Origin of the sequence: Alkaliphilus sp. B6464 (assembly GCF_018141165.1) — a bacterium.
Lineage (GTDB): Bacteria > Bacillota > Clostridia > Peptostreptococcales > Natronincolaceae > Alkaliphilus_B.
Genome location: NZ_CP058557.1, coordinates 200,785 through 226,941 on the forward strand (window position 1 = coordinate 200,785; position 26,157 = coordinate 226,941).

The 26,157-nt window shown below is 29.5% G+C and carries 28 protein-coding genes and 1 riboswitch; of the genes, 4 read left to right on the forward strand and 24 right to left on the reverse strand.

The genetic code is table 11. From position 1 onward, the window contains the following. Window positions 1-21: 21 nt before the first annotated feature. The 3 genes from HYG84_RS20710 to HYG84_RS00940 all read right to left on the reverse strand — a co-directional run bounded on the left by HYG84_RS20710 (window position 22) and on the right by HYG84_RS00940 (window position 892). Complete coding sequence (locus tag HYG84_RS20710; protein ID WP_334301083.1) at window positions 22-189, reverse strand: pseudouridine-5'-phosphate glycosidase; 168 nt, start codon at window positions 187-189, stop codon at window positions 22-24. After that, window positions 158-265, reverse strand: coding sequence for a pseudouridine-5'-phosphate glycosidase (locus tag HYG84_RS20590; RefSeq protein WP_334301084.1), 108 nt, complete (start codon window positions 263-265; stop codon window positions 158-160). The genes HYG84_RS20710 and HYG84_RS20590 overlap by 32 nt, the downstream gene beginning before the upstream one ends. 66 nt (window positions 266-331) lie before the next feature. Further along, complete coding sequence (locus HYG84_RS00940) at window positions 332-892, reverse strand: class I SAM-dependent methyltransferase (protein ID WP_212379880.1); 561 nt, start codon at window positions 890-892, stop codon at window positions 332-334. 1,230 nt (window positions 893-2,122) lie between these two features. Here HYG84_RS00940 and HYG84_RS00945 point away from each other — a divergent pair. Next, window positions 2,123-3,388, forward strand: a complete 1,266-nt coding sequence (locus tag HYG84_RS00945) for a uracil-xanthine permease family protein (protein ID WP_212379882.1) — start codon at window positions 2,123-2,125, stop codon at window positions 3,386-3,388. Between the two features lie 132 nt (window positions 3,389-3,520). Here HYG84_RS00945 and HYG84_RS00950 read toward each other — a convergent pair whose 3' ends face one another. The 14 genes from HYG84_RS00950 to HYG84_RS01015 form a co-directional block, all read right to left on the reverse strand. Then, window positions 3,521-4,264 carry a hypothetical protein gene (locus HYG84_RS00950; protein WP_212379884.1) on the reverse strand — a complete coding sequence of 248 codons (744 nt, stop codon included), beginning with the start codon at window positions 4,262-4,264 and terminating at the stop codon, window positions 3,521-3,523. Window positions 4,265-4,286: 22 nt separating this feature from the next. Then, the gene (locus tag HYG84_RS00955; protein ID WP_212379886.1) at window positions 4,287-4,532 is read right to left on the reverse strand and encodes an iron-containing alcohol dehydrogenase; all 246 of its coding nucleotides are present in this window, start codon (window positions 4,530-4,532) and stop codon (window positions 4,287-4,289) included. A gap of 98 nt (window positions 4,533-4,630) precedes the next feature. Continuing rightward, on the reverse strand, window positions 4,631-5,221 hold the full coding sequence (gene thpR / locus HYG84_RS00960; RefSeq protein ID WP_212379888.1) for an RNA 2',3'-cyclic phosphodiesterase: 591 nt from the start codon (window positions 5,219-5,221) through the stop codon (window positions 4,631-4,633). A 148-nt stretch (window positions 5,222-5,369) separates the two neighbouring features. Then, the gene (locus HYG84_RS00965; protein WP_212379890.1) at window positions 5,370-6,716 is read right to left on the reverse strand and encodes a DUF4179 domain-containing protein; all 1,347 of its coding nucleotides are present in this window, start codon (window positions 6,714-6,716) and stop codon (window positions 5,370-5,372) included. Beyond that, window positions 6,713-7,270: an RNA polymerase sigma factor gene (locus HYG84_RS00970; RefSeq protein ID WP_212379892.1), complete on the reverse strand. Its 558-nt coding sequence runs from the start codon at window positions 7,268-7,270 to the stop codon at window positions 6,713-6,715. Before HYG84_RS00970 ends, HYG84_RS00965 begins: the two co-directional genes overlap by 4 nt. A gap of 199 nt (window positions 7,271-7,469) precedes the next feature. Continuing rightward, window positions 7,470-7,925, reverse strand: a complete 456-nt coding sequence (bcp, locus tag HYG84_RS00975; protein WP_212379894.1) for a thioredoxin-dependent thiol peroxidase — start codon at window positions 7,923-7,925, stop codon at window positions 7,470-7,472. A gap of 144 nt (window positions 7,926-8,069) precedes the next feature. Further along, a complete protein-coding gene (locus HYG84_RS00980; protein ID WP_212379896.1) occupies window positions 8,070-8,840 on the reverse strand; it encodes a hypothetical protein in 771 nt (256 codons plus the stop codon). Window positions 8,841-8,843: 3 nt separating this feature from the next. After that, the gene (locus HYG84_RS00985) at window positions 8,844-9,731 is read right to left on the reverse strand and encodes an ABC transporter ATP-binding protein (protein WP_212379898.1); all 888 of its coding nucleotides are present in this window, start codon (window positions 9,729-9,731) and stop codon (window positions 8,844-8,846) included. A gap of 18 nt (window positions 9,732-9,749) precedes the next feature. Next, complete coding sequence (locus HYG84_RS00990; protein ID WP_212379900.1) at window positions 9,750-10,772, reverse strand: hypothetical protein; 1,023 nt, start codon at window positions 10,770-10,772, stop codon at window positions 9,750-9,752. 184 nt (window positions 10,773-10,956) lie between these two features. After that, window positions 10,957-12,096 (reverse strand): hypothetical protein, encoded by a 1,140-nt coding sequence (locus HYG84_RS00995; RefSeq protein WP_212379902.1) that lies wholly within the window; start codon window positions 12,094-12,096, stop codon window positions 10,957-10,959. A 10-nt stretch (window positions 12,097-12,106) separates the two neighbouring features. Further along, on the reverse strand, window positions 12,107-13,366 hold the full coding sequence (locus tag HYG84_RS01000; protein ID WP_212379904.1) for an ABC transporter permease subunit: 1,260 nt from the start codon (window positions 13,364-13,366) through the stop codon (window positions 12,107-12,109). Window positions 13,367-13,371: 5 nt separating this feature from the next. Beyond that, the gene (locus tag HYG84_RS01005) at window positions 13,372-14,247 is read right to left on the reverse strand and encodes an ABC transporter ATP-binding protein (protein ID WP_212379906.1); all 876 of its coding nucleotides are present in this window, start codon (window positions 14,245-14,247) and stop codon (window positions 13,372-13,374) included. Then, on the reverse strand, window positions 14,248-14,994 hold the full coding sequence (locus HYG84_RS01010; protein WP_212379908.1) for a hypothetical protein: 747 nt from the start codon (window positions 14,992-14,994) through the stop codon (window positions 14,248-14,250). Window position 14,995: 1 nt separating this feature from the next. Then, a complete protein-coding gene (locus HYG84_RS01015; RefSeq protein WP_212379910.1) occupies window positions 14,996-15,541 on the reverse strand; it encodes an RNA polymerase sigma factor in 546 nt (181 codons plus the stop codon). 411 nt (window positions 15,542-15,952) lie between these two features. Continuing rightward, window positions 15,953-16,135, forward strand: a riboswitch (Lysine riboswitch). Window positions 16,136-16,385: 250 nt separating this feature from the next. On the opposite strand from HYG84_RS01015, the gene HYG84_RS01020 reads away from it, so the two are divergent. Together HYG84_RS01020 and HYG84_RS01025 are read left to right on the forward strand one after the other, a co-directional pair. Continuing rightward, the gene (locus tag HYG84_RS01020) at window positions 16,386-17,759 is read left to right on the forward strand and encodes an APC family permease (RefSeq protein ID WP_212379912.1); all 1,374 of its coding nucleotides are present in this window, start codon (window positions 16,386-16,388) and stop codon (window positions 17,757-17,759) included. 21 nt (window positions 17,760-17,780) lie between these two features. Continuing rightward, the gene (locus HYG84_RS01025) at window positions 17,781-19,379 is read left to right on the forward strand and encodes an amidohydrolase (protein WP_212379914.1); all 1,599 of its coding nucleotides are present in this window, start codon (window positions 17,781-17,783) and stop codon (window positions 19,377-19,379) included. A 192-nt stretch (window positions 19,380-19,571) separates the two neighbouring features. On the opposite strand, the gene HYG84_RS01030 is transcribed toward HYG84_RS01025, so the two are convergent. Together HYG84_RS01030 and HYG84_RS01035 are read right to left on the reverse strand one after the other, a co-directional pair. Beyond that, window positions 19,572-20,102, reverse strand: a complete 531-nt coding sequence (locus HYG84_RS01030; protein WP_249168686.1) for a zf-HC2 domain-containing protein — start codon at window positions 20,100-20,102, stop codon at window positions 19,572-19,574. Further along, window positions 20,099-20,587: an RNA polymerase sigma factor gene (locus tag HYG84_RS01035; RefSeq protein ID WP_212379919.1), complete on the reverse strand. Its 489-nt coding sequence runs from the start codon at window positions 20,585-20,587 to the stop codon at window positions 20,099-20,101. Before HYG84_RS01035 ends, HYG84_RS01030 begins: the two co-directional genes overlap by 4 nt. Window positions 20,588-21,124: 537 nt before the next feature. On the opposite strand from HYG84_RS01035, the gene HYG84_RS01040 reads away from it, so the two are divergent. Beyond that, a complete protein-coding gene (locus HYG84_RS01040) occupies window positions 21,125-22,195 on the forward strand; it encodes a glucose-1-phosphate thymidylyltransferase (RefSeq protein WP_212379921.1) in 1,071 nt (356 codons plus the stop codon). A 121-nt stretch (window positions 22,196-22,316) separates the two neighbouring features. On the opposite strand, the gene HYG84_RS01045 is transcribed toward HYG84_RS01040, so the two are convergent. Genes HYG84_RS01045 through galE form a run of 5 tightly spaced genes read right to left on the reverse strand, consistent with a single transcriptional unit; the run spans window position 22,317 to window position 26,145 of the window. After that, a complete protein-coding gene (locus HYG84_RS01045) occupies window positions 22,317-23,141 on the reverse strand; it encodes a glycosyltransferase family 2 protein (RefSeq protein ID WP_212379923.1) in 825 nt (274 codons plus the stop codon). 49 nt (window positions 23,142-23,190) lie between these two features. Then, window positions 23,191-23,973, reverse strand: a complete 783-nt coding sequence (locus HYG84_RS01050) for a glycosyltransferase family 2 protein (RefSeq protein ID WP_212379925.1) — start codon at window positions 23,971-23,973, stop codon at window positions 23,191-23,193. A 41-nt stretch (window positions 23,974-24,014) separates the two neighbouring features. Next, window positions 24,015-24,542 (reverse strand): D-glycero-alpha-D-manno-heptose-1,7-bisphosphate 7-phosphatase, encoded by a 528-nt coding sequence (locus HYG84_RS01055; RefSeq protein WP_212379927.1) that lies wholly within the window; start codon window positions 24,540-24,542, stop codon window positions 24,015-24,017. Further along, complete coding sequence (locus tag HYG84_RS01060; RefSeq protein WP_212379929.1) at window positions 24,543-25,148, reverse strand: D-sedoheptulose-7-phosphate isomerase; 606 nt, start codon at window positions 25,146-25,148, stop codon at window positions 24,543-24,545. 22 nt (window positions 25,149-25,170) lie between these two features. Next, window positions 25,171-26,145 carry a UDP-glucose 4-epimerase GalE gene (galE, locus tag HYG84_RS01065; protein ID WP_212379931.1) on the reverse strand — a complete coding sequence of 325 codons (975 nt, stop codon included), beginning with the start codon at window positions 26,143-26,145 and terminating at the stop codon, window positions 25,171-25,173. Window positions 26,146-26,157 lie beyond the last annotated feature (12 nt).

A 26,157-nucleotide genomic window follows, 5' to 3' on the forward strand; every position in this document is an offset into this window, starting at 1 on the left:
TTACCTGGCTTTATTTTTGTATTATTTATTAAGCTTTGAAAGCTCCACAGCAAGTTGAGCTACAAGCATAGCGTTATTATACACAAGCTGGATATTAGACTCTAAGCTATCTCCACCTGTAATTTCTTTGACTTTTGCAAGAAGAAATGATGTTGATTTATTCCCATTTTGCCTTAAGTGCAGCCGCAAGCTCTTCTGTTTTAAATCCAACAACAGGAACACCCTTGGTCTCTAAATGTTCAACAGTTAATCCTATATCAAGCATTGACTTCTCCCCTGCACAAACAACAGCAACAACTGCTCTTCCCTCCTTTTTAATCTACTTCATACATCACATATTTTGACACTTTAAAACATAAGCTGGTGGTACATTTAAAATGACCCTTTCATAGCTTATGTCTTTAAAATAACTTGATATATATTCCTTTTTAAGTAAAGTATATTGAAATGTTATAAACACGCCATCTTCCCTTAATATATTTCGGGTATTATCTAATATTTTATTAGATACATTTAGGGGTAGACTTGTAAATGGTAACCCTGAAACTATATAGTCTACCTTTTCAATCTTATATTCTTCTAAGTACTTATATATATTTTCAGCAGAATCATTTACTATTACAATATTATCATAATCACCATATTTTTCTCCCAACTGTTTGCAAAACTCTTTATTATATTCCGCTAATATTAATATTGTGTCTCTTTTCTTGGCCTTAATAAGTTTATCTGTAAATACCCCAGTTCCAGGCCCATATTCTATAATACATTGTGCACTTTTAAAATCTATAGAACCGACCATTTTTTCAGCAAGTTTTTTAGAGCTAGGTGCTACAGCCCCTATAGTCCTTGGTGATTTAAAATACTCTATCAAAAAATTAATCCTATTCACACTAACCCCTCCGTATATTGCATTAAAATACTAATCAATTATTGCTGCTCAATTATTTAAAATTAGCTTAAAGATTAGTATAAATGTTAAACATTAAGATTATACCCATAAAAACCTTAAATCTTCTTTAAGTTTTTATAATATATAAGAAGATTCAAATTAATGAGTTTTTTTACTTTGTATTGTTAGCAAGTATTATATAGCCTTTTATTTTATTTGAAATAATGGTATTATATCTTTATATATTAATATTACGATATATATAGATTTTGGGGATTAATTTTATAAGATTAGGAGGTTTGATTTATGAAAGAAAAACTACTTAGTATATTCTCGATTATACCAGCTATATTTGCCGCATTTTGTTGAGGTGGAGGCTTAATATTAGCATCCCTAGGTTTAGGGACATTTGGTATAGCTTATTTTTCAAACTTAACAAAATATAAACCTATATTTGTTATACTTACAGCGATAATGCTGTATCTGTCTTATACAATAATAGAAAAGAAAAATTCCAATAGAAAAACTCGAATAATATTTTGGATTTCAGCTATAGCTTCAATAATTATAATATATTATCCAACTATATTAAGATTATTTTTATAGGAATCAGATATATTCCTTTCTTATCAGTACATCTTTGATATATGTATATAGTTGGTCATAAAGCAATAGGCATAGATACTATCTCCTCAAAGGCATTAACCTCCCCCCCTTGGTTTTCTTACTTTTTTCTTGTCCTAATTCTGCTATAGGTTTTTTATTCTATAGGACAACTATTCTAATATATAGATAACAAATGTGTTTATAAATTATAGACAAACTTTATGCGAAAAAAAATAATAATTTTGTTATATTATACCGATGAAACAAACAATAAAATTATGTATTATTGAGTTAATAGTCCAGTTTTTCCATACAATGTCATGTATTAAAAGTATTTATGTAAAAATTATCATATATATCAAACTTTTTATAAGTATTCATAATCTTACATATTTACTACTTATAAATTCATACTATAAAGACCTCACTTAATTTTACTGTTAAAGCAAACCTTAAGTGAGGTTTTTTCACAAATTGGAGGTGATATTGTAGGAAAATTGATAGCTCAATTAGGTTCCTTAAATTCTTTGTTTAATTATTTTCAAGACGTATTGGGTTAAAAACTTTTTAGCAACTGGGGATTGTGTAACTGAAGGAGAATTAAATAAAAAAGGGGGAAAAGTTATGAGTAAAGTAAGAAAACTAAATGATGCTCCAATAGAAGACATAAGTACTCTTGGACCACTCAAGGGCATCACTCTTGGTATCCAACATGTATTCACACTATTCGCTTCAACTGTATTGGTTCCAATATTAACTGGTCTTGACATAGGTGTGGCGCTCGTTATGTCAGGTATAGGAACACTAATCTTTCATTTTATTACCCAAGGTAAAGTACCTGCATATTTAGGTTCGTCCTTTTCATTCATTGCGCCAGTTATCTTAGCTGGTGACTTATATGGTCTTGATTATGCCCGTGGCGGAATTGTTGTAGCTGGAATTATATATATGATTTTCGCATGGCTTATATCTATTTATGGATCTGAAAAAATATTAAAATATTTTCCACCAATCGTTAACGGCCCTATTATAATAGTAATCAGTATGACTCTCGCACCTAATGCTATTGCAATGGCATCTCAAGATTGGCTATTATCAATGGTAACATTAGCTGTTATTATTGGAATAGCAATGTTTAGCAAAGGATTTCTAAAAATTGTACCCGTTATTATTGGACTTACAGCAGGTTATTTGCTGGCAGTTATTTTAGGAAGAATAGATTTTTCTCCTATAACACAAGCTCCTTGGATTGGAGTTCCAAACTTTGCATTACCTAAGTTTAGTTTTGCTTCAACAATGATTGTGGCTCCAATAGCTCTTACTACAGTTGTAGAACATATAGGCGATGTATTGGCAATGAGTGGAGTAGTAAAAAAAGATTTTGCCAGAAACCCTGGGCTAACAAGAACTCTTATTGGAGATGGCTTAGCTACATCAGTATCAGCATGTTTTGGAGGACCTGCTAACACAACTTACTCTCAAAATACAGGAGTTTTAGCACTTACAAAAGTATGGGACCCAAAGGTTATGAGAATAGCTGCGGTTATGACAATATTAATAGGTTTAACTCCTAAATTAAATGCTTTTACAAGCACTATACCTAAGCCGGTAATTGGTGGAGCAGTAATCATTTTGTTTGGAATGATAGCTTCTATAGGAGCTAGAACACTTGTAGATAATAAAGTAGACTTTTCAAGATCTAGAAATATGATTATCATTGCTGTTATCCTAGTTTTCGGTTTAGGAGGAGCTGTGATCCCAATAAAAATTGGATATACTGAAATTAAACTTGTAGGAATGGCTCTTGCTGCTATTGTTGGAATTATACTAAATATAATACTACCTACAGATACAGATGATTCGGATGAGAAGGAAGAAATTATAGCTTAACACTTTATTAACTCTAAGCCAGAAGGATATTATTTCTACTCCTTTCTGGTTTTTATATTAATATAAAGAAACAATAAAAATAGTTCTAATATTTCTTTCAATAAATTGATCTCTGATATTTAGAACTTTAACCTACTTTACTATTCTATTTAAATCTACATAATACTTTAAATATCTATTTCCTTGTTTATCAACATATTGTCCATTTTTATCCTGTACCATAATGGTTGCCCGTTTATTTATTCTATAGATAATACCATTTAATTTATTACCTTTAAAAATAAATGATATTTTATCACCAATGTTTAAATTAAATTTTTCCATAGCTAATTCCTTATCCGTTGGAAGCTGGTGATAACTACTAGTATGGCCAAAGAGATTGTTTGCAATTGTCTCAAACCTATCCCCTCTACAACTAGATTTATAAAAATATAAATATTCTATAGCGTGACAAATTTCATGTTCTAAAACTAATTGTAGTGCTTCAAGGGCGTTGTTAGTTTCTATACCACATACTATCTTGGTTCTATCTACAAGATCATAGTGAAGAAAGAAATTCACTCCAATACGGAATTCTATAACAATATTTTCTGGATTTAATACATTTATATTTTTAGGACAAAGAGTAAGTCCTGCACTTTTAGTCATGAGCTTAGAAAGTGAAAATTTTAGAGAACCTTTAAATGTATCCTTAAACCAATTGTTTAAAAATATACTGTCATAAAGTTCAAATAGTATCTTTAAATCAGAAGCTGATACTTCTTTAATGATTCCACTTTTTATATTTACTGATACTTTAATTAATTCATTAAAAATATAAGCACGTTTCTTTTCTATTGTTTCTTTATCATATTTATATCCTATAATAATTTTCACCTCGTTTTTTAAGAGTCAATCTTTACTTATAGGCTATTTCTATAGTTTCAAGACAAGGATTTTGTTTTACATCGTCAAAAATAGCGTATTCAATATTTAAGGTTTCTAAAGCACTAATTACTTGCTCTAAAGAACCATTTTCTTTAGATGAACTTTTCCCAGTAACAATCAATGCTTTACTACCAAGCTTTATCATGGCATCTTTATTATTTTCAATGGCTCCCTTTCCAAAATAAATTTCTGTTGGCATAAAATAATTGAACTTCATAGATAAACACAGCCTCTTATTATTAATATGGGTTTGAATCTATTATACTCCACTATTACATTTTCGAAAAAAATCAACCTTTATAATACAGCAATTTACTACCCTCTCTTCAATTTTTTAGTTATTTCTTCTTTGAGTATAGTTTGAAAATTCAAGCTTTTTGAATAAAGTGGAATATATGTTAATTCGCCATTTACTCTAGTACTTTCCATTATAGAAATCTTCTTTACCGGTATTGCCATCTCATCAATATGAATTTTTTCATTAATTTTATCTAATTCCCTAGAAAGCACTACTTGTCTGCCTAAAGTTATATGAGGAACAAAGCTACTTTCTTCCCTAGGATATCCTCCCTCCTCAAGTGCTCTTTCTAAAAGAATATATAGTTGATTCAAGATTTCATTATGTTCGAGCCCAACCCAAATTACCAGCTTATTACCTTTAGTAAACTGACCTAGTTTGCTAAAACTTAACTGAAAATAACTCTGGTGCAATGATATTTTATTAATAGCTTCCTTCAATTTATCTAACTCATTAATTGTGGTTTCCCCAATGAATCTAAGGGTTAAATGAAAGTTTTTCTTATTAGTAAAATTACCCTTTACACTTTTTTGCTTAACTACCTGTTGAACCTGATCCAAATATTCTTTTATATCATCTGGAAATTCTATAGCTAGAAAAACACGCATTATAAACCCATCCCTTCAAAATTTAGGTAAATTGAAGCACCTATTTTCTTACAGTTTATCATATTATTTTTATAGTAGGAACAGGGACAAATATCTTGTCCCTGTTCCTACTATACTGCCATATCTCGTCAAAATGCTTATTCCACTTTTAATTGAATTTATCAATAATTATTCCATTAACATTAACTGATTTGACATTGGAAACATCCAATGGTAATGGAGATACATATTTAAGTTTAACTTTCCCATCTTCACTGTAACTTCTAACTGAATTAAATGTTTGAACACTGCCATCAGTCATATTAGCGCTAATACTTATTTCTTCTAAATTTTTAGTTTCACCACTACCTACCAAAGTTATTCCCATTGTTGACACTGATATACTATTTGTGACCCATGTGTCAAATTTGGTATTGCAGTCTGTTTTCTTTTCTTCGCCAACAGACTGAATTTTAAATGTAGTTTTCCAGTCTCCTTCTGTATAATTACCATTAGATACAAAATGGCCCATAAGCTTTAAGTCCTTAAGATTTATATTGTCTAGATCAAAGATGTATTCCTGATAATCATGTCCATAATTTGTATTACCTGATTCATCGACTCCAAAGGTAATACTAGACGGGTAAATATCTATCCTATTTCCTGAATTATCAACAAAATAAAAATAGCCATGGTCATCAACACCATCTCCCATCCATTTAGTTTGGATATGAAGGCGGTCATCAATATAACCAATATTAGAAATATGTACAAAATTTATTTTAGGGAGAGTAAGTTTCAACTGATCTGTCTTTAAAACTTTTATTGTCCCCTGGGATTTAAGCTCTTTATATAGATCACCGCCTCCACCTGGAATATTGTTCATATCAAGAGGGATTGTTTGTGAATCATTGATTGTTGCTACCTTTGAAAGGTTAACTCCTGTTTCAACTCCATCAAATATTAGCTTATCACTAAGAAAGGAGGTAATGCGAAAACTTACTTTTTTTCCGTTCAGTTTTTCTCCTCCGTTAGCTTCCATACGTAAGGTTGCGGTTTTCGTTTTTTCATCGTAGTTGACAATTTGACAATTAAACGTCCGAGCTCCAGTTAATGAGTAGTTATAAATATCAAGTGTTTCATCAATTCTATTACCTAGTAAGTCCTGCATTGTCACATAAATAACTACCATTTCATCATCATTCATAGCTGCTACTACTTCCATTTTAATTCTGTTGTCTTCACTGCTAATTTCCACAGGTTGAAGCATTAATGCTATATCTGGAGTAACGATAGATAAAAGATTTCTAAAACTTGGAATATTCGCTGCCATTACGCCGACAGAAAGCATAAAACACAAGCAAACTGCCAATGCAACAGAGATGGATTTTTTAAAACTCATAGGGTACTTGTGACTTTTAATTTTCTTTTCCACTTCCAAACCAATGTCATATTTAGGTGTCTGAATAGTGTTGAGTGCCTTTTTTATAATTATTTCCTCAGAATCACAATTCATTTGGTTTCCTCCAATTCTTTATAATAAGAATCAACTTCTTTCAATGCATTAGACAACTTTATCTTTGCCCGTTCATAACGTTTGCGTAATGTAGTAGCAGAAACATGATAGATAGTTTCTAAATCTGCATAGCTCTTTTCATCAATAACTCGACTAAACACCAAGGCACGCTCTGCTGGAGATAGAGTTAAAAGTGCTGCTTTTAAATCATCACTTATAAATTTTGAGTCCACATTTGTTTGATGCACAAAATGCATTGACTCCGTATTGGTTTGTGACATAAAAAATAGTAGTTTTTTCTTTCTCAGTGAATCAATACAAGTAGTATATGCAATACGATATAGCCATGCAGATAGGGATGTTCCACTTTTAAAGCTTCTTCTTTTATTGTAGGCTTTGATAAATGTTATTTGCACAACATCTTGAGCTTCAAAGTAGTCACAAAGTATATTGTGACAATATCTTAAAAGAGATTGTCCATATAAATCTATAGCACACCGTAGTTCATACTCTCCACCTGTAGCAAAAGTATAATCAAGATTACTTGCTTGCATCTCACATCTCCCTTCATTAAACTAAAAACGGGTTCTCACTTCTATAACGTAAACAAACATAATTTTGTGACATAATATTAATATTAAAATTTTTACTCCTAATGAAATAGTGTCCCAAGCTCTTCTAAAAAAATAAAACCTATGGTTGTACATAGGTTTTATTTTATAACATTTAAGCATAGCTAATATATTACCACCATTATTTACCCATCTCTTGTTTTATAAATTTCAATACTTCTTCTGCGTGCCCTTTAGATTTCACATTTCTAAATTCTTTTATCAATTCTCCATCTTTGTCAATTATAAAAGTCGATCTTTCTACTCCCATATATTCTTTGCCATACATTTTTTTTAGTTTCATCACATCAAATAGTTTGTGAACTTCTTCATCTTTATCACTAAGGAGTAAAAAAGGAAGATTCTGCTTTTCTCTAAACTTTGCATGGGACTTTAAACTATCTCTACTAATTGCAAGTATAATCGTATTTAATTTGTTAAATTCATCATATAAATCCCTAAATTCTGTTGCTTCTGTAGTACAACCTGATGTATTATCCTTAGGATAGAAGTAAATTACCACGTTTTGTCCCTTAAAATCTTCTAATGAAATATTCATTCCATCAGTTTCTTGTAAAGTAAAATTATATTTTTGCATACTGCACCTCCTGTAATTCTTAATACCCCTTTTAGATCAAAACTACTCCTTTTTTAGACAATCTATTGTGAAAAATTATTTACCTTCCGCTTTAATAAAAACCCAAATTTTATTTGCACCATTACTACTTCCGAACAATGATTTTTATCTTTCTTTTATAAAAGCTTTTAAAGTAAATTTATGCAATAATATTAGTCCTACTATAAATATTATTATAAGAATAATTGGTGTTATAGTTGAAGATTTATATCTTATCAGCTGAAAGCTCATCATTCCCCAAAGTGGTGTAAAAGCTAGATATTTTGATAATCCAATGCCACTTAAAAATCCTTCTAATATATATGGTAACCCCATAATAAGCCCACCAAATATAAAAGGTACCGCTGCTGACTTACTGATTGATGATAAAAATAATCCTATCTGTGCAAAGAAAAACGATCCAAGTATAATAGTCAATAGAGTTATTAAAATCATTTGAATAACAGTAATATTCGAACCACTATTGCCAAAGTACCACAAACTTTTTAATGGAATATTTAGTCCATCAAATTTAAATTTGGTTAAGGCAGACAAAGCTACAGTTAAAAAAACTGAAATATTTATTATAGAAGCTGAAATCCCAGCAGCTATTGATTTCGCTAAAATGATTTCTCTTTTACCATTTTTCGTTGTTTTGATTAATCCAGACATATTCGAGCTATATTCTAATGTATAAGCTGCTGAAAATATCATAAACATTACAATTCCCATTAAAGGAGCAAGTCCGTATCCTTTACTAAATATATCTGCATAAGTCTCCTCTATTGAAAAAGCTCTTATTGAAACAAAGCTTAAAAGCAATGAACCGGCCCACACAATTAATATTCTTTTTTTAAAAAACAGTTTTTTTAGTTCTAACATTATAAGTGTACCCACAAATTACACCTCCCTAGTATTTTCTAAGTCAAAATAGAACATATAAACATCCTCAAACTTCGGCTCAACAGCCTCTATTTCTTTATATGGAGGCATCTTGTCACTAATAATTCTAAGTTCTACATCATCAATTCCACGTTGAATATTTACTACTTTATAATTATTTTGTATCTCATTAACTTCATTCTCACTAGTAGATTTTATACTATACACCTTACCTTCCATAGCAGAAAGGATATCCCTATGATTTCCCTCCATAAGAATGGCTCCATCTTTTATCATAATAGTTTCCTTCGCTATAGACTCTATATCTGAAATAATATGTGTAGAAAGTATAATAATTTTATCTTTAGAAATTTGTGAAATAAGATTTCTAAATCTTGCTCTTTCTTGAGGATCAAGTCCTGCTGTAGGCTCATCTAACACTAAAATTTTAGGATCATTTAATAAAGCTTGTGCTATTCCAACTCTTCTTTTCATTCCTCCAGAAAACTTACCTACTGCTTTATTTCTAACTTCATATAGTCCTACAAGTTTTAAAAGCTCTTCTATTTTTTCTGTAGCATTTTTACCAGTTAATCCTTTTAAAGCTCCTACATACTGTAAAAATTGTTTTGCCGAAAAGTTTTTATACACTCCAAACTCTTGTGGAAGATATCCTACTAAATCTCTATACTTATCATCTAATCTTTTTATATTCTCTCCATTATAAATAATTTCTCCTTCCGATGGCTCTGTTAAAGTTGTTATCTGCTTCATTATGGTGGTTTTTCCTGCTCCATTAGGTCCTAAAAGTCCATATACACCATTTTCAAGAGTAATTGTTATATTATCATTTGCTTTTTTTCTACCATAAGTTTTAGTTAAATTTTTTATTTCAAGCTTATTCATAAAATGTACCTCCTCAATTTATCTAGTTAATAACTTTTTAAATGTAAAAACACAAAGTGCTGCTCCTACAAATATCATGGATATCAAGACTCCATTAGACAAGCTTAAAACATCTAAATTCTTTCCAAAAATATCGACTTGTCCAGCATATATTCCTATAAACTCATCCGGATAAAATATTAAATTTATATAATTTACTTTGCTTAATATTATTAATAATGAGCTAGGTAAAAACTTAATAAGTGTCAAAACTTTACCAATTCCCATAAAAATCAAAGTGGCACTTATAGATGTTAAAGAATTCGTTGAAATAAATGAGAAAAAACTTGAGAACACTGATATACTGATAAATATTACTGTAATGGTTGCAATCTTAAGTGTTAAATATTCGATGATTGTATAAGCCTTATGAAAAAAGGCACCAATATCAACAATTCTAAAGGCTTCAAGTTCTCCATTTATAGGCATTCCATACTGAACTAAGGTTATTAGAAATACTATCCCTAAATATAACCCATAAATAACAATAGGTATAATTATTGCTAATGCTAACTTTGCATATAAAGTCTTAAACTTATTTTTAGATGAAAGAATAATATTATCTACCCCTGTAATGATTTCGTCTGTATATATATTTGAAAAGATCAAAACTAAAATAATTACTATAATGATTGACATAAAAGGATGGTCTACTCTATGGTTAAAAACCTTATAAAAATCAACATCCTTATATTCCTTATATTTCATAGAACTTAAATACTCTTCGGCAGTATTTTTAAGTTTATTGGTAAAGGGGTTACCCTCAGAAATATTTACAACTTCTTCTAACTGATGAATTTTTTCATTAAATTTCTCCCCTGCAATTTCTTCTTTAGATCTAGTGTCCTTTATTAATTCATACCTATCATTCCTATATATATTTTCTGTCTCTAATGTAGGCTTTAAAAAAATCGTAATACCTAAAAGAAAAATTAATAATGCTAATACTATAGATACTGTTTTAACATTAAATATCTTTTTTAGCTCCCAAGAAATCATCAATATCATACCTCCTTATCTTTTGCTACAAATTTATTATATAGTTCCAAACTTACCCCACAATAAACTAAACCTTAACTAAACCTTAAAAAACTTTATTTTAAAAATTTCTATTATAAAAAGATTAAGAAGCCATTTTGCTTAAAAAATAGCAAAATGGCTTCTTAAAAATTATTCTATGTTTATTTTAATCAACAATATCCAACAATCTTTCCCTTTTCCATCTTATTGTCATTGACACTATCGCAATAAAAATTAAAACTAAATAAGATACAGGTAAAAAATACTTCGGATATGAAATACTTGTCATATAATTTATAAGATACCTTAACAGTACCTTAAAGGTAAATAGTGCTATTGGTAATTGAATACCTGTTACGGTTATATAGTTTTGTCCTATGCTGGAAACCAGCATAGATATTAAAGTAACAACAAAACCCAGCACATATATTGCAACTACTGTAAGAATAATATACTGAATAAATGTAAAGTCATACCAAGAAATAATGCTGTTAAATACTGAATTTATATTAGAATTAAAAAACATGGATACATTATTTGATGAATATAATACAAAGAAGCCTATAAGCTGTAAACTTATTATTATGAAAGCTGATAAAATCCCTGCAGCTATCTTCTTTTTAAATATATTTCTTCCTATTTTAGAGGTATACTGAAGATAATTTATTTTATTTTTATTATCCTTTAAATATATTGGAGTTATCATAAACATTATACCTATTAGTATAGTAATAGATACATATTTTATTAAAACATTGTAATTTGAAAAAACTACATCATTAAAAACAGAAGTCCCAATATCTTTCTCCAATATTTCTTTAATTCTTACTTCTTGATTTTCATTGGATGCGCTGCTCATAACAATCTCGTCTCTATTTTCATAAACTCTTATATACTCTTCCCTCCAAGGCAGTTCCCAAAACACATCTATCCTTTTTTTAAATATTACATCGTCGTATAATTCATCAAGCTCCTTATTACTTATGTCCATATTAACAAACTCATCATAATTTGTTATCCCTGCTTTTTTTAAGTCTTCTCTAGATTGAATATATTTATCTGCTTCTTCTTTAGCTTCATTATACCTAACCTTAAAATCTTCAAATTCTTCTTCATCCATAAATTCGCCATATTTATCTTTCATTTCTACAAACATATTATAGATATCTAAAGCTGGCCTACCATTTGGAAAATTGGTTATATGAAACTCAATAAAAAGAAAATACATTACTCCAGTTATAGCCATAAGTAAAAGTACAGATTTTATATTAAATATTTTCTTTACTTCATTTAAAATAATAGTCATATAATTCACCTCAATATATATCTTGTTTTTTAAATATTTTAATTGATAAAACACTAAGAACCAATAAAGATACTGACCATATACCTACTGTAAGTAATTCATAGTATTTAAAAGTAAAAAATGCTCCACCTTCCATAAACCAAATAAAGGGATTTATAATTAAATAAAAAGGAGTAAATCCACCTATAAAAATAGCATTACTATTAGTTGGAACCATACCTGGAATAAGTATAGCCAAACCAAATACTATTGCAAATATAAAAAATACAATGTAACTATTTTTTATAGCTCTTGCTATTATAAAGGTAATTCCAGTAAAAAGCAGTATGCATGCATAGATAAGCCCTATACCAGAAAATAAATATTGAATAAAGGACATATTCCACCAAGACATATAAGGCAAATTTTTCTCCATATTAAAATAACTACTTATAGGAACATTCCAAAGTCCTAAATAGTTAAAAGTTATAAAATACAAACCTAAACCAGTAACTAAAATAATTGTAGCTACTAAAATATTTGTAGCCATAGATACGAAAAGCTTATCTATAATTAAATTTCTCCCTCTTTTAGTTGTATAGGCTAGAGCTTCTGTATTATTATCAAATTCATAGTTTACCAAATAAGCTGTAATAAGCACCACTAATATAAGTATTTCGAAAATAAAAGTCTTAACTAAGGTTCTAAACAATAAAGAGTGCATTTTATAAGCTTTTCCCATGAAAAATAGGTTTTTATGCTCTTTATTTTCAACTAATTCTTCAAATCTTTTACTAAAATCCTTATATTGATTTCTTACAGTATCTGCAGCATTTCCACTAAGCCCATATTTTTCTATTTGACCTTCAGCTATTTTCATAGGATCAATATTTGAATAAACTTCGTCAATTTCTGCAATTGTATAATAATATGCTTCTACTATTCCTAACTCTTTTATAAACTCTACTTCTTCTTTATTGTAAATATCTTCAATATAGAGGCTTTCCCCAAAAATCTCTGCCACGCTACTATAGTTTTTTGATGTCTTTTCATATGTTATTTCATTTAGTTTTTTTAGTTCACCATCATAATGCTCTTTGAAATTATCCACCATTTCATCATCTATTTTATAGCCAAACTTACTTACAATCTTATTTAATACCTGTAAATCATCTTTAAAATATGAGTTTTGAAATATAATAACAGAATTAAATATAAGAAATATAAGTAAAAGTCCTATTATAGCTGGAGAAGTTACGGCCTTTTTAAATTCATTTTTTCTTATACCCATAGCCCTTACTCCTTTACTAAAGCTTCATCTTTATAAACATAAAGAAATACATCTTCTATACTTGGATTTACATGTATCCAAGTATCCTCTAATTTGCTTTCAGATATAAATCTGATTTTCATTTTGCCATCTTCCTGCTTCTCAGATAGTGAAAAATGCTGTTGTCTAAAGTTTAAAACTTGATCAAATTCAATTTCTGTTTCGTAGACCATTCCATCGAGAATTTTGCATATATTTTTTAAATTATCTTTATATAGAACTACCCTATCTTTTATCATAATTATTTCATTGGCTATTGACTCTATATCAGAAACAATATGGGTAGAAAGAATAACTATTCGTTCTCTAGATAAGTCTGTTAATAAATTTCTAAATCGTACTCTTTCCTTTGGATCTAATCCAGCAGTAGGCTCGTCTAATATAAGAATCTTAGGATCGTTTAGCATAGCTTGAGCTATACCAACTCTTTGAATCATTCCACCTGAAAATTTCCTCATTTTTTTATCTGCTACATTTTCAAGTCCAACCAATTTTAAAAGTTCATTTATCTTTTCATCAGAATTTTTTCTATCCATTCCTTTCAATGCAGATAAATAGTGAAGAAATTTTCTAGGGCTATAGCTTTTATAATAGCCAAAGTCTTGAGGCAAGTAACCTAATATATCTCTATAATTGTCACCCATTTTTAAAATATCTGCGCCATTATAAAGTATTTCTCCTCCATTTGGAAAAAGTAAGGTAGTCAACATTTTAATTAAGGTAGTCTTACCCGCTCCATTTGGTGCTAATAATCCATAAACACCATTTGTAAATTCAAGATTTATATCTTTAAGAACTGAAAATTTCCCATAGCTTTTACTTACGTTATTTACCATTAACATTTAAATCACCCCTTCTATATTTCTAAAACTAATAAGTGCTTTAATATTTTTTATATAAATAAATAGAGAAATAACAGTTACAGCTAACCATGTATATATAGAAATATTGCTTAATAGTTGAGCATACAAATTAATATCAAATATACATAAGGCTAAATTGGCAATTATCCAACCTAATACAATAAAATATTTTGTAAATTTTGATTGAAGTTTTGTAATTGTAAATAGAAAAACTGTAGAGAATAAAAATAGTGATGATATTGAAATTGCAAATGCTCTTAAAAAGCTTAGATTTGTATATATAGATATAATTGCATATACAAATAAAAAGTTAACTAAAATGCATATAGTACTGAATACAAGCATTCTAAAAGCAGATATTTGATACATATTATACTTACATGTCATTTCTATTTCATAAGTTCCATTCTGCCTTGCACTAATAAAGGATGAAATTGACATCACTAAATACAATATAGGTGAAACTGTAAACAAATAGGCATATATACCCCCAGTTTTAGCAATATTATATATATTGCTATTAGTAATCGTAAAAAATAAAATAGAAGATACTAATAAAATAGTAAACATAATTTCTAGGCCGTCACGAAATAAATATCTAATTCCTATATGCTTGTACATATTTTTTAAATAAGAATAGAAAGATTCTTTTTGATATAAACCTTTTGCTACAATAGTATCTATTTCGGCCTTTATTGTTCTTTCATCAGGCATATCTATTCTCATGCTATACCACCTCAAGATCCTTTCTAATTTTTCTAAGCATTGAGTAATACTTTGTTTTGACTGTGGACTCAGATATTTGCAATGTATTTGATATTTCTAAAAAAGTATAATCTGCAAAAAGCTTTAAGCGAAATATTTGTTGGTTTGCAGCATCAAATCTATTTACCATGTCAATTATCTTTTTAACCTCTTCCTTATTTTCTACTGTAACTTCTATATTTTCCTCATCATATATGCTAAAATCGTCAATAGAAACTGCTATACTAGTATATTTGTAATATTTTGAACGATAATAATCTACTATACGATAAGTTGCTATTCTATATAGCCAAGTTCGAAAAGAAGCTTTCTTTTCATCATAACTATATATTGCCTTTAACATGCTTATAAAAATTTCCTGAGTCAAATCCATAGATAACTCTTTATCAACTGTCTGTTTGTATGCATATGAATATATTTCTTCGTAATATATAGAAACAAGCTCATTAGCTGCAGCTTTACTTGATTTCTTTTTTATTTTTTTTATTAGTCTCTTATCTCTATCCATAGTTCACCACTTATCCATATGTTTTAGAAAAATTATAGATGTATTTTTTACTCTATTATTATATTCGTAATAAATTTATAAATAGTTTTAGTTTTATTTTAAATTTTATTTTAATAGAATTATAGTCCATATAACCTTATGATATAGACTATAACAAAATAATCTTTCTCAAATATAACAGTTTTAAAAGATCTGCTTTTATCTTGACAGGAATACGGAAAAAGTGAAACCTTTTCCTATAGTAGAAATTGGATAGCCCTTCAGCTACTCTATCTGCTTCTATAGCAGTTTGTTGAATCGAAAATTCCTCTTATCTACTATGTTTAAAAAAAATTTCGCTAGGTTGACAAAGTATAAATACCATGCTATTATGATAAAAATCGACAATTTCATAAAAATCCTCATCCTTACGGGTGAGGTAGAGGCGCGGTTGCTAATAGTAACTATATCGAGGTCGAAAACCTATGACATATAGCGAAAGGAGCCATCGCCGAAGCATCAGATCTCAAAATCTGGTGCTGGGTCTGTATCAAATAGGTACAGGACTGTCATCATTGTATTTGCTCAATACTTTGATGTTGTGCTATCTCACACTGAGCCAGAAAGGAGAGAGGAATGTCTTTAGCTTTGCTATACGCATATAAGCACCTGACAAACCTGTTAGGTGTTTTTTTTGTATAAAAAAGTAAAAAGCTCTTACTATTAAGGGTTTTTAAAGAAATAGAATGTTAGTAATATTTTAAGCACTTAAAATTTAAAAGCTTAGGTTTTTAAATTGAGTGCGCCATGAGTCAATGGGATAGCATTAGACGAATTTTTTATTTTTTTATATAGGAGGATATATATGACTGATAACTTAAGTGAAGTGAATAAAACAACGGATTCTGGTTTTAAAAAAGAAATTAGTTTATTTGGTGGAGTCAGCATTTTAGGGGGTATCATGGTAGGGTCAGGAATTTTTTATCTAGGATCATATGTATTAATGAGAACTGGAATGAGTCTTGGCTTAGCTTTATTGAGCTGGATTTTAGGAGGCTTAGTTTCCTTACTAGGTGGAATTTGTTATGCAGAACTAGGTGCTTCGGATCCTCGTGCTGGTGGCTTGACTGTATATTTAAGTAATGCCTATTCACCTATAGTTGGCTTTTTAGCTGGGTTTAATAATTGGTTAATCGCTGGTCCTGGGTCTATTGCTGCAATAGCAATTGCCTTGCCAAGTGCTTTAACTATTATAATGCCAATGGGAGAATGGACAATTAAAATCTTTGCTATAGTCTTAATCATAGGATTAACTATTGTTAACTATTTTGGTGTTAAAGCTGGATCTAAGCTACAAAACCTTTCTATGATTGCAAAATTAATCCCTATTGGAATCATAATGATTTTAGGCCTTTTATTTGGAAAAGTATCTCCAGATCTAAGTTTAACTCCTAAAACAGTTGATGTAAGCTTTGGCTCAATTATTAGTATGATAGCTTTTGCTGTAGTTGCAAGTTTATGGGCATATGAAGGATGGACTAATTTAAATACTGTAGCTGAAGAAGTAAAGAATCCTAAGAAAAATCTGCCTCTTGCTATTGTGATTTCTATTGTTTCAATAACAATACTATACACATTATTTAATTATTCTATATATAAGGTTATACCTTTTAATGAAATTGAAAACCTTTTAGCAAATAATGAATATTATTTAGGAACCTATGCAGCAGAGAAACTGATGGGAAAGACTGGTAGTATTCTAGTTGTAATAGGTATGGTAATAGCTATGTTTGGAGCTTTGAATGGCTGTATACTGGCCTTTCCAAGAATGTATTATGCAATGAGTGAAGAGGGCCATTTCTTTAAAAGCTTTAAAAAACTGCATCCTAAATATAAAGTACCTTATGCTCCTTTAATTGTTCAATGTATAATATCCATAATGTTGGTGCTATTAAGAAACTTAAATCAACTAACTTCTTTAGTTATATTCTCAGGAATGATGTTTAACACTTTAGGTGTATATGCAGTTATGATTTACAGAAGAAAATACCCTAAGCTAGAAAGACCTTATAAAGTAATTGGTTATCCTATTACAGTAATATTAACAACTTTTATATTCGTAGGATTAATGATTAATACATTTATTGAAGATCCACAAACCTCAATTATTGGTTTAGCTGTACCAGCTGTTGGTATATTATTTTACTTTTATTTTAATAGAAAAAATAAGGCTGCATAAAAAATATAAGGAGATGATCTTTTGAAAACAATTTTAAAAAATGGTAAGATTTATGTTGAAAAAAATAATTTTCAAGAAGCAATCTTAATTGAGGATGGAGTTATTACTAAGGTTGGTACGAATGAAGATATACTTAGAAGTGATGCCGATAATATTATAGACCTTCAGTGGAAAACTGTTTTACCAGGTTTTAATGACAGCCACCTACATATTTCATGGGTAGGCGATGCTATGAACTCATGTAATTTAACATCGGCTAAATCAATTGATGAAGTTATTCAACTGGGTAAAATATTCATTGAAAAGAACAAGGATCTAGCTGTATTATATGGTCGTGGGTGGAATCAGGATTATTTCACTTCTGGTGAGAAACGTCTAATAACTCGGTTTGACTTAGATAAAATATCTACAGAAATTCCAATTGTCTTTGATAGAGTATGTGGACATGTTTCAGTAGGAAATACCAAGGCTTTAGAAATACTAGGTGTAGATGAAAATACTGTTATAGATGGTGGCGTAATTGAGCTTGGAAATGATGGAAATCCAAATGGTATATTTAATGAAAATGCGGTGGGTTTAATTCACTCACTTATTCCAGAAAAAAGCGATAATAACATAGAGGAAGAATTTTTAAAAGCTGCAAATTATGCTTTAAGCGTCGGCATAACTTCTGTTCAATCATGTGATATTATGAATAGTGATTTTAAGAGTATGTTCAATATTATTCATAATATTTACGACAATAAAAAATTGAAATTAAGATATTCCCATCAATTCAATTTTCAAGATATAAATGATTTTAAAACTTATCTTGAAACAGAACATAAGACAGGACAATACGATGAAAAATTTTTATCAAAAGGTGCATTAAAGTTATTTAAAGATGGCTCTTTAGGTGCTAGGACTGCTTTAATGCTAAAGGATTATGAAGATGCCCCTGGCACTAAAGGTGTGGCAGCATTAAGTCATGAACAGCTACAAGATCTATGTGATTTAGCAACAAAGAATGGAATTAGAGTAATAACCCACGCAATTGGTGACGGTGCTATAGAGAGTGTTATAAATGCCTATGAAAAAACCATGAAGGATGGAAAGAACCCTCTTCGTCATGGGATTGTTCATTGCCAAATAACAAGTATGGAACAATTAAATAGAATTGCTAAATTGAATATTCCTGTTATGTACCAGCCTATTTTCTTAGATTACGATATTAAGATTGTAGAAGAGCGTGTTGGAAAAGAGTTATCAAGTACATCTTATGCGTTTAATACACTATATAAACTAGGTGCTCCAATAAGCTTAGGTACAGATGCTCCAGTAGAAGACTGTAACCCTTTTCCAAATATTTACTGTGCAGTAACAAGACTAGGAATAGATGGCAAGCCAGTAGGTGGCTTTTATCCAAATGAAAAGATGGAGCTTGAAGACGCTATTGATGCCTACACAATTGGTAGTGCTTTTAATGAATTTAAAGAAGATTTTAAAGGAAGATTAAAACCAGGCTATGTAGCTGATTTAATTGTATTGGATATGGATATATTTGCTATAGACGAATTAAAAATCAAAGATATTAAAGTTGAAAAGACAATGATAGATGGAGAATTTGTATATCAAAAATAGAATTAAAAATTAAACAAGAGTGTTGGATTCTAATAAAAATATCCTAGTAGGTAAATTACTTACTAGGATATTTTTATTAGAATTGAGGCTGAACATTCTATTATATTAACTTCGTTTTTATTTATAAGTTAAATAACATTTCTTTCCTTCTTCAGATAGCTTATATTCTTCATCTTGTATTTTTTATCATTTTTACCCTTCTTTCTTAAATGTAAACTTTAGAAGCATTGCAATAACTAAGCCTAGACAGACCAACATAGTATATATTATGCTATAATATAATCCGATATATAGAGCAATCCAGTTAAATCCACCTGACACTATACCTATTATAGTTTGCCATAAATAGGTGAGTATGAAAATTGCCATAGGAGTCAAGTACCATTTTCTCTTAAGTACAGTAAAACCTATGCCTCCAATAAGAGGCATAATTATAAAGTTATAAAACATACCCATAGAATTTGAGAGTGCAACGCCAATAATAGCACCTGCGGCAAGAATGGTAAGTTGTGTTATAAAAATACTGCGCTTTATAGCAGAAATTATTTTCTCATCTTTTATTACTGGCTGTTCTATATTAGTAGATTCAAAAATTTCAAATTCAGTTTTACAGCTCTCACAGCTTTTAATATGCTCATTAACTATTATAGTGCTGTCATCACTTGCAACACCATCTTTTACAAGCGGTATTAAATCAAGTATTACATCGCAAGATATATTCAACTTAGTCCCTCCTTTTCCAAGATAGCTTTGATCCATTTTTTTACACGAAAATCAATAACCCTTGCCGAGCTTTCTGATATATTTACCTCCTGTGCAATTTCACCAAAGCTATAACCCTCTACCCGCATATTTACTATTTTTTGAGTACGATCATCTTTTTCTAATAATAGATTTTTAATTCTTATTGCTGTTTCTTTTGTAATTAGTCTTTCTGCTATACTATCTGATACATACAATTCTAAAAGGTCATTATATTCAACCGTATGTTTTTCTTTCCTAATTTTTTGTAACCATAAATTTCTAGCTATAGAAAACAACCATGTTTTCACTGAAGATTGTCCTTTAAAACTTTCAATAGACCTAATTGCATTTACAAAGGTGTCTGACAGTAAGTCTTCGGAAAGGGTCTGATTATGAGTTAAAGAAAGCAGATAATTATAAATATCCTGTCTGTAAAGTATATATAAGTTTTCTATTTGCTTCACTAAAATCCCCCTTTCATATAATTAGTTACATTTTCCGTTAAAATGTTACATAAATTAAAAAGTAATTTAACATTTTTCATAGAATCTACTATAATATACAGATAGTCGTATATATATCATTTAACTTCAATTTGTATATACTTATATATTTAATATCTTTAATATAATACTTTTTTATTTTAAAATCTCCCCTTTTAAATAAAATATTGTACTTAAATTAACAAATATTTTAGTATAATATTCTCTCAAACCCTTTAGTCTAAACCACCAATGCCAAAGTCAAATTAACTTAAAAAATATTTGACTAACCCACCACAAACACAAAACTATATAAGTCAAACCTTTCTTCTCTAACTTCTTTAAGTTGGAGATACAAATTGCATATTCCATAGATATACCCCTAGGCACTTACACTACTTTGCGTTCAGTAGGATTAAAAACTCCGTCTGAGCTGGGTCTTAGTCTATCACATCTAATTTTATCAACATATAATATAATAAAGTGCTTAATATCAATAAACCGGAAGGAGCAATCGTAATGAAAGGATTGATTCTATGTGCAGGAGTCGGAAGTAGACTGTGGCCTATAACACATACACTGCCAAAGCATTTAATACCTTTAGCTAATAAACCAATACTATTTTTTATTATTGATATATTAGTTGATATGGGCATTGATGAAATAGGCATTGTGGTTGGAGAAAATAAAGCTAGCTTTCAGGAAGCTTTAAAAGAATATGATAATAAAAATATAGCATTCAATTATATTAAGCAAGAGAAGCCTATGGGCCTTGCAAATGCAGTTTTAAGCTCTATAGACTTTATACAAAACGAAAAATTTTTGATGATTTTAGGGGATAATCTTTATCATCCTGACATTAAAAACGCAATTAACAATATTGTTAACTCAAATTTCAATTGCCATGTTCTAATTAATGAAGTTAGTAATCCAAGCAGATATGGAATAGTCAAAATAGAGAATGACAGAGTAATAGATGTAATTGAAAAGCCTAATAATCCACCTACCAATCTAGCTCTAGCAGGTATATACACCTTTGATAGTAATATATTTACTGCTTGTGAAAATATAAAACCTTCAAATAGAAATGAATATGAGTTATCCGATGCAATAAAATGGTTAATTGATAATGGATATGCAGTATCTTATGAAAAGTTTGACTGCTTGTGGCAGGATTTAGGTAAGCCAGAGGATATTTTAGCAGCAAATCAATATTTACTATCTAATATAAAGCCTAAAAATAACGGTATCATTGACAAAGGCTCAAAACTAGATGGTATGGTTTTTATTGGCAATAATTCAATAGTTAAAAATAGTATTATTACAGGCCCAGTAACTATTGGAAACAACACTATAATTAAAGATGCTTATATAGGGCCGTACACCTCTATCTATGATAATGCTAAAATTACAGATTGTAATATTCAAAACAGTATAATCCTAGATGAATCTATTATTTCTAATATAAGTGGCACAATTGACTCGAGTATTATTGAAAGAGGTTGTATAATTGAAGGAGAAAAAGAGGAAATAAAAACTAATCAATTATTGCTAGGAAAAGATAGTAAGATAAAATTAAAAAAATCATAGAAACAGAGACTGAAGGGGAAGTGTTCCCCTTCAGTAATTAGGAAGGTGCTCATACAGCTTTGCTGTCGCTGAAGTAAATCTAGGATTTATTAGCACAAGCATCAAAGATGCTTTTTCAGAGCTATCTAGTAATATATTTCTGATAATTATTTGTTTTTCTAACTACTCTACAACCACCATACATTAAAAGCATATTATCGTTTATTTTCCATGTGTGATCATGAGAAGAAGAATGCCTAATATATACATGGTTAAATCTATTCGTGGAATATATTTTTATACCATTAGCAGTACAATCTTTACAAAACTGAACATCTATTCCACATGGAACATTACTAAACTGAACTCTATCAAATATTTTTTTATTAAAAGATAATGTGGGGCCATCAATATAATTAACATAGCTATTTTCATACCTACTACCTGAAATAGCTAATATTCCTGAGTTTTCAAAATAAACATATCTAGCTCTTTTACCGACAACATCTGCATTTGAAATTTTAAAGGCTTCAACAATGTCCTGTAGATAGTTAGGAGCATAGTAATCGTCATCATCGAATGGAGCAATATAGTCATAAGTTGATTTTTCTACACAGAAATTATAACACTCTCCCAATGGAACCTCTTCATCAATCTGAAATATACTAATATTTGCATATTGTTTTGCTTTTTCTTTCCATAGGTTTATATCCATACTATTTTTATTTAAAATAATGATAAGCTCTTTTTTCGCGTAGGTTTGTCTATTATAATTTTGGAATATACTATCCATAAATTGGGGTCTTATAGTACTTGTAATTACAGTTATTCCAGACATATCCTTTGTATGTTTCTTATTACTATTATCACTAGTATTTATATTATGATCATTACATTTAGCGTGTTGAGAATATGCCGACAATCTTTCGTAATAATTCTGCCTTATTTTTTCAGCTGATATATTCATAGAAATACCTCCTAACATCCCTGAAGATTAGTAGCTTAATTTTAATTTATTATTTAGCAACATATTCTTGGTAATTTTCTATCTTTCCTATTACTTTACACCAGCTTAAGAGTTTCTCATCGCTTACTACCCAAGTATGCTGATGGCCAGATGCATGTCTAATATACACATGGTTATACCTATTTGTTGAATATATCTTTATACCCTTAGCAATACAGTCTTTACAAAACTGACCATCAACCCCAATAGGTTTATCGGTAAATTGAACCTTATCAAATATTTTTTTGTTAAAAGATAATGTAGGACCATCAATATGATCAACATAACAATTCTCCTTTTTAAGGCCTGTAAGAGCTAGTGTTCCAGAACTTTCAAAATAAATATAGCGAGCTTTTTTACCAACAACATCTGCCTTTGAAGTCTGAAATGCCTCAACAATATCATTTAAATAATTAGGAGCATAGTAATCATCATCATCAAATGGAGCAATATAATCGTATTTTGATTTACTTACACAAAAATTGTAACATTGGCCAAAGGAAATTCTTTCATCAAGCTGAAACACCCTAATATTTTTATATTGCTTTGCTTTTTTTTCCCATTCCTTGATGTCCATGCTATTTTTGTTTAAAACAATAATGAACTCTTTTTTTTGATATGTTTGTCTATTGTAATTTTCAAATACATTTTCTATAAATTCAGGTCTTATCGTACTAGTAATTACGGTTATCCCAGGAATATCCTTAATTTCTTTATTATCACTATTTTTATCATAACTATCATTTTTTCTGTTTTGATAATATGCTGGCAATTTTACGTCATGCTTTGTCAATCTTAATCCCTCCTAAAATTAGAACCTTAAAATGAAAGGTTTTAATCTATAATCTTATTTATTTCACTAAGGTCTGTAACAATATATCTAGGCATTGGTTCAAATTTTTTATTGATAGCACTTTCATTATATAAAATAGATTTTATTTTTAATGCATTAGCGGCCATAATATCTGTTAATGAATCACCTATTAAAAAAGATTGTTCAAAGTTAATATTGTATAGTTTTTTAGCTTCTAGGAACATACCTACTTTAGGTTTTCTACAGCTACAATTCTCATGAATATCATGGGGGCAATAAAATATGCCTGTTATATATATATTATGGATATGGAGAAGTTGCCGCAAATTTTCATGTATTTTATTTAAATTATTTATAGTCATAATACCTCTTGCTATCCCTCTTTGATTTGTTACAATTATTATTTTATAGCCTTTTAATTGTACATGTTGCATCACACCAATAATTTCAGGAATCAATTTAAATTCATTCCAAATTTTAATATAATCATGCTCATTGGCTTTTTGGTTTATGACTCCATCTCTATCGAAAAAAACTGCTTTATGCATTTAATCTCCCAGCCCAAGGATTTTATTAGGTTTATTAATACTTATTTCTCCCATGTATTTCTTAAAATACTGCGTTAATACATGCTCTATAATTAAGTGGATATCTTCAACAATGCCATAATTAAAGCTTTGAACATGAATATAACCGTCAGATAAATCTTTTATTTTTCCACCGCTAAAGCCAACTAAGCCAAAAGTTTTTGCAGATTTACTTTTGGCATACTCAAATGCTTTAACTATATTCTCGGAGTTGCCAGAGGCAGAAATTCCTATTACTAAATCATCTTCTTCAAGAATGTTTTCTAATTGATACTTAAAAACTTCATCGTAGGATATATCATTTGAAATGGCTGTAATCAAAGGGATATTATCGGTTAGGCTTATAACTCTAAATCTTCTAACACCTTCAACAGATGCTCCCTTGCCTAGGTCACAAGAGAAATGAGATGCTGTTGCTGCACTGCCTCCATTACCAATAATAATTATTTTCTTATTTTTATTATATGAATCTAACATAATTTGAAAAAATTGTTCTATATCTTTTTGAGATATTTTATTGATTGACTCTATTAGTTCTTGTTTGTATTTATGAAAAAAATCTTTCATGGAATATTCCTCCCACTATAAATTAATAGTCTTTAATTTTTTCCCAAGCCCAGGCTGATTTTATAATAGTTTCCAAGTCACTATATTTTGGCTCCCAATTTAATAGGCTTTTAATCTTAGTATTTGAAGCTATTAATATGGCTGGATCTCCAAGCCTGGGGCTACTTAATTGATAATTTATTTGTATATCTAAAACTTCTTCGCATTTTTTCACTATTTCTTTTACAGAAAATCCCATGTTGCTACCTAAATTAAAGTCCTGTGATTGATTTTCTGAAATAAGATATTCTAAAGCCAAATAATGCGCCCAAGCCAGATCTGTTACATGAATAAAATCCCTTATACAACTTCCATCCTTAGTAGGATAATTATTACCATAGATATTCAACTTATCTTTAACGCCTTGACAAACCTGAAAAATAACAGGGAGTAAATGGTGTTCAGGGTAGTGAGATTCACCTATTTCACAATCTAAGTCTGCTCCAGCTGCATTAAAATATCGCATAATAGCATATTTAATTCCATATGCTTTTTCATAATCTCTAAGGAGTTTTTCTCCAATCAATTTGGTTTCACCATAGGGGTTTATTGGATCTTGAGAATGTTTTTCATCAATAGGTGTATATTTAGGATTACCAAATGTTGCAGCAGACGAAGAAAATACAATATATTTAACATTATTCTCGACCATGGAATCTAGAAGATTTATCATATTAGAAACATTATTGATATAGTATTTATTTGGTTGAATTACAGATTCAGGCACATTGGCACATGCGGCAAAATGAATAACTGCATCAATATTATAATTCTTAAATATATTACTTATAAAACATTTGTCCCCAAAATCTCCTTCAATAAACGTTCCCCATTTTACTGCTTCACTATGCCCAAAGCTTAAATTGTCCACTATAATCGTATTAATATTTTTTTGATGAAGAAACTTATTACAATGGCTACCTATATAACCTGCTCCTCCAGTAATTAGAACATTCATGTATCTTCCTCC